Origin of the sequence: Arthrobacter sp. TB 26, from assembly GCF_000427315.1 — a bacterium.
Classification (GTDB): Bacteria; Actinomycetota; Actinomycetes; order Actinomycetales; family Micrococcaceae; genus Arthrobacter.
The window spans coordinates 1-4,471 of the sequence record NZ_AUPJ01000179.1 but is presented as its reverse complement, the minus strand read 5'-3'; the positions used below and the strand labels follow the sequence as shown (position 1 = coordinate 4,471).

Here is a 4,471-nt window from a genome sequence, read left to right as displayed (position 1 = left end):
GTGTGGCGGACGGCGCCCCAGGAGGCATCCGTCAGGTCCATCCGGACCAGGACGTAACCCGGGATGCGGACGCGGTTGATGACCTTGCGCTGAGCGTTCTTGATCTCAACGACTTCCTCCATCGGAACCTGGATCTCGAAGATGTAATCTTCCATGTCCAGGGTCTGGATGCGGGTTTCAAGGTTGGCCTTGACGCGGTTTTCGTAGCCGGCGTAGGAGTGGATGACGTACCAGTCACCCTCCTGGCGGCGCAGCTTGGCCTTGAACTCGTCGGCCGGATCAACCTCCGCGGCGGCGGCAGCGGCTGCCAGTGCGTCGCCCGACTCGTCTGCTTCGTCGCCGGTGGCGGCTTCGTCGTCAGAGCCGGCCTCGACAGACTCTTCTGCGGCGGCGTCGCCGGCTTCTGCCGTGTCTACCTCTGCCGTGTCTACCTCGTCAGCGACGTCGGATGCGGGCGCAGCGGACGCGGCCTCGGACTGTTCCCCGGTTTCCACCGCGGCGTCCTGGCTCTTATCCAGCTCAGTCTCAGTTACCTCGAGCTCCTGCTCAGACACTTGGTCTCCTGCTTCCTCATTGCCTAACATGCCTATTTAAATGACTCAATTCCGCACACCCCGCGGAACCTCCGGAATCCCGGTGGTGATCCACGCAGTCTGCGGACCGGTCGCCTTAGCGGTCCGTGGGGCCCGTGCCGCCGAAGACCCAGCCCACGCCGACCCCGAAGGCCAGATCCAGCACGGTGACGATGAGCATCATGATGACCACGAACACCAGCACCACGAGCGTGTAGTTGATCAGTTCTTTGCGGGTCGGTGCAACGACCTTCTTCAGTTCGCCGATGACCTGGCGGACGAAGAGCGCGATTCGAGCGAAGAAGCCTGCCTTGGGGGCATTCTTGGCGGGGCGGCCACTGGAGCTGCTTGCAGCCGTTTCGGTCACCTGGATCTCACTCATCCTCGCAAATGTCGGATACCCGGCCCTGAACTGAACCATGGTTGCTGCGCTTGCTCCGAGAAACCGGAACAGCTTGCGCAGGGCAGACAGGACTCGAACCTGCAACCTGCGGTTTTGGAGACCGCTGCGCTACCAATTGCGCCACTACCCTATGGATCGAAAACCACTTCCGGCCCGTTTCCCCAGACTTCCCTGAGGCGCAGACCATCATCGTGTTTTCAACACCGGAGAACCAGTCTACGCAAGAACTGCGCCTACGTCGAACCGGCCACTTCGGACGCCCCGTCCCACCGGGAAACCGGGCGGGAAACCAGCGGCGAAAATGTCCTGACGAACACGCAGTCACATTTCCACGCCTGCACCGCGGGCGATCCGGTGAACAGCATAGAGTAGGTTCCGTCGAATCCCACAAACAGCCACCGAAGCTGCTAGCGAAGAATGGACCCGCGATGCCTGCCGCCCGCATTTCACAGCGTATTTCCGCCATAGCCGAATCCGCCACACTGGCTGTAGATGCCAAGGCGAAGGCGTTGAAGGCGGCCGGCCGGCCGGTCATCNTCGGCGCCGGCGAGCCGGACTTCCCGACCCCCGATTACATCGTGCAGGCAGCCATCGCGGCAGCGAGCCAGCCGAAGTACCACCGCTATTCCCCGGCGGGCGGGCTGCCGGAGCTGAAGCAGGCCATCGCGGACAAGACGTTCCGGGATTCCGGCTACAAGGCCGCGGCGTCCCAGGTGCTCGTCACCAACGGCGGCAAGCAGGCCGTGTACAACACCTTCGCCACGCTGCTTGACCCGGGCGACGAGGTCATTGTCCCGACGCCCTTCTGGACCACCTACCCGGAAGCCATCCGGCTCGCCGGCGGCGTGCCGGTCGAGGTTTTCGCCGGGCCGGAGCAGGGATATCTGGTCACCGTGGAGCAGCTCGAGGCTTCCCTCACGGACCGCACCAAGATCCTCCTCTTCGTCTCCCCCTCGAACCCCACCGGAGCCGTGTACTCCCCGGAGCAGGTCCGGGAAATCGGCCAGTGGGCCGCCGCCAAGGGCCTGTGGGTGGTCACGGACGAGATCTACGAGCACCTGACCTACGACGGCGTGCCCTTCACCTCGATCGCCACGGCCGTCCCGGAACTGGGCGACAAAGTGGTGATCCTCAACGGCGTGGCGAAAACCTACGCCATGACCGGCTGGCGCGTGGGCTGGATGATCGGCCCGGCCGACGTCATCAAGGCCGCCACCAACCTGCAGTCGCACGCCACCTCCAACGTGTCCAACATCCCGCAGATGGCCGCCCTCGCCGCAGTCTCCGGCCCGCTGACCGCCGTCGACGAGATGAAGCTCGCCTTCGACCGCCGCCGCAAAGCGATCGTGGCCGGCCTGAACGCCATCGAGGGTGTGGAATGCCCGATGCCGAAAGGCGCCTTCTACGTCTACGCGGACGTCCGCGCCCTGCTCGGCAAGGAGTTCCCGTCCGCGAACGGCCCCGTCCGGCCCTCGACGTCGGCAGAGCTGGCCGCCCTGATCCTGGATGAGGTCGAGGTAGCCGTCGTTCCGGGCGAGGCCTTTGGCCCCTCCGGCTACCTGCGCCTGTCCTACGCGCTCGGCGACGAGGACCTCGCCACCGGCGTCGCCCGCCTGCAGGACTTCCTCGGCAAAGCCAAATAGGACGCGCCCGCACCACGCACCGCTGGACATGTCCGGCGGCTAACACCAACAGTGGGCAGAATGCCATTCTGCCCACTGTTGGCCTCTAACAATGAGCATGTCCGGTGGTGCATGGTGAGGGAGCGCCCGGAGCTAAGCCCCAAACGTGAAGTAACGAGCCTCAGAGGAGCCGGCGCTCGGCGGCCCAGCGGGTGAGCTCGTGCCGGCTGGAGAGCTGGAGTTTGCGCAGCACCGCAGAGACGTGGGTTTCGACCGTCTTGATGGAGATGAACAGCTCCTTGGCGACTTCCTTGTAGCTGTAGCCGCGGGCGATGAGCCGCATCACTTCGAGTTCGCGGGCTGACAGCCTGTCCAGTTCGTCGTCGGCGATATCCGCCGGTGCGGTGCCGAAGGCATCCAGCACAAAGCCTGCCAGCCTCGGCGAGAAGACGGCGTCCCCGCCCGCAACGCGACGGACGGCGTCGGAAATTTCCGCACCGGAAATGGTTTTAGTGACATAGCCGCGTGCCCCTGCCCGGATCACGGAGACGACGTCCTCGGCCGCGTCCGAAACGCTCAGCGCCAGGAACCGGGTGCTGCCAAACAACGGTGCCGAGCCGGACAGCACCTCGCGGCCGCCGCCGCCAAGCCCGCCGGGCAGGTGGACATCGAGGAGCACGACGTCGGGACGCACGGCTGCGATCACGGCAACGGCGTCGTCCACCGTTCCGGCCTCGCCGGCGACGACGATGTCCGGGTCCAGGTCGGCCTTCAGGCCGGACCGGAAGATGGCGTGGTCGTCCACGATGACCACCCGGATCCCTGGGACGGGGCTCCGCGCTTCGGTGTTGCTCACTGTCTTGCCTCTCCGTTGCTGTTGGTGGCGGCAGCGCCGGTGGATGCTCCCGCTGACAGCGGCAGCCTAAGCCGAACCTCGGTGCCGTCCTGGTTGCTGTTGATGGTGGCGGTGCCGCCGTGGCGGTGCATCCGGCCGACAATCGATTCACGGATTCCCAGCCGGTCAGCGGGGACGGCGTCGGGGTCGAAGCCGGGACCGCGGTCCTTGACAAAGACCTCCGCCGCGCCCTCCGTGACTTCCAGGTAGACCGACACGGGGCCGCCGCCGTGGCGGGCCGCGTTCAGCATGGCCTCCCGGGCGGCCTGGACGAGTGCCTCGTGGCGTTCGGCCATGGCGCAGTCGCCCACGGCGACCACCTCGACCGCGTGGCCCAGGGAGTCTTCCACCTCCGCCGCCGCCGCCTTGATGCCCTCGGACAATTGACCGGCTTCCTTGCCGGGATCCCGGTACAGCCAGCCCCTCAATTCGCGCTCCTGGGCGCGGGCGAGGCGCACAACGTCGGTCTCGTTGCCGGCGCGCCGCTGGATCAGCGCCAGTGTCTGCAGCACGGAGTCGTGCAGGTGGGCGGCGATCTCGGCCCGTTCGGTGGCGCGGACCCGCCCGGCCCGCTCCGCCTCAAGGTCGCGCCAGAACTTCAGCCCCCAGGGCAACAGCACCAGTGCCACGCCGCCCAGCACCGCCACCGAGGCCAAGAGGGCAAGCCAGGTCTGTTCCCACGAGCCGGAGCCGGACACCATAACCAGGACCCCGGTCACAACCAGGGCCAGCCCGGCTGCAAGGCGTGCCCAGCCGCCGGCCTGGTCCGCTTTGGTCTTGTCCACGAGGCCGGCCCGGCGAGTCTCATCCAGTTGCATCCAGGCGATGGCCGCGCCACCCAGGATGGCCGCCACCGGGATGAGGGTCCCGAGGGGAACATCAACGCCCAGCAGGCGTGCGATCAGGATACCGGCGGCCAGCAGCAGGCCCGCCCCGAGCAGGATCTCCTTGCCGTAACGCATGCCGGTCACCCGGCCCC

At 66.6% G+C, this 4,471-nt stretch carries 4 protein-coding genes, 1 tRNA gene and 1 pseudogene (1 of these 6 cut by a window edge); 1 reads left to right on the top strand and 5 read right to left on the bottom strand.

Going from position 1 to position 4,471, the window contains the following annotated elements; translation table 11 throughout:
* The 3 genes and pseudogenes from nusG to K789_RS0106120 form a co-directional block, all read right to left on the bottom strand.
* Window positions 1-554 (bottom strand): annotated as a pseudogene (nusG, locus tag K789_RS22485) (transcription termination/antitermination protein NusG) (it extends 315 nt beyond the left edge of the window).
* 115 nt (window positions 555-669) lie between these two features.
* The gene (gene secE, locus K789_RS0106125; RefSeq protein WP_024365989.1) at window positions 670-954 is read right to left on the bottom strand and encodes a preprotein translocase subunit SecE; all 285 of its coding nucleotides are present in this window, start codon (window positions 952-954) and stop codon (window positions 670-672) included.
* Window positions 955-1,032: 78 nt separating this feature from the next.
* Window positions 1,033-1,105 (bottom strand) — tRNA-Trp (locus K789_RS0106120).
* Between the two features lie 298 nt (window positions 1,106-1,403).
* Between K789_RS0106120 and K789_RS0106115 the strand changes: the two genes are divergently transcribed.
* Window positions 1,404-2,618, top strand: a complete 1,215-nt coding sequence (locus tag K789_RS0106115) for a pyridoxal phosphate-dependent aminotransferase (protein WP_024365988.1) — start codon at window positions 1,404-1,406, stop codon at window positions 2,616-2,618.
* Between the two features lie 160 nt (window positions 2,619-2,778).
* Here the strand turns inward: K789_RS0106115 and K789_RS0106110 are convergent, their stop codons facing one another.
* Together K789_RS0106110 and K789_RS0106105 are read right to left on the bottom strand one after the other, a co-directional pair.
* The gene (locus K789_RS0106110; protein WP_237739534.1) at window positions 2,779-3,453 is read right to left on the bottom strand and encodes a LuxR C-terminal-related transcriptional regulator; all 675 of its coding nucleotides are present in this window, start codon (window positions 3,451-3,453) and stop codon (window positions 2,779-2,781) included.
* Window positions 3,450-4,471 (bottom strand): sensor histidine kinase (locus K789_RS0106105; RefSeq protein ID WP_024365986.1); only part of this gene is annotated, 1,022 nt, incomplete at its 5' end. The genes K789_RS0106110 and K789_RS0106105, both read right to left, overlap by 4 nt.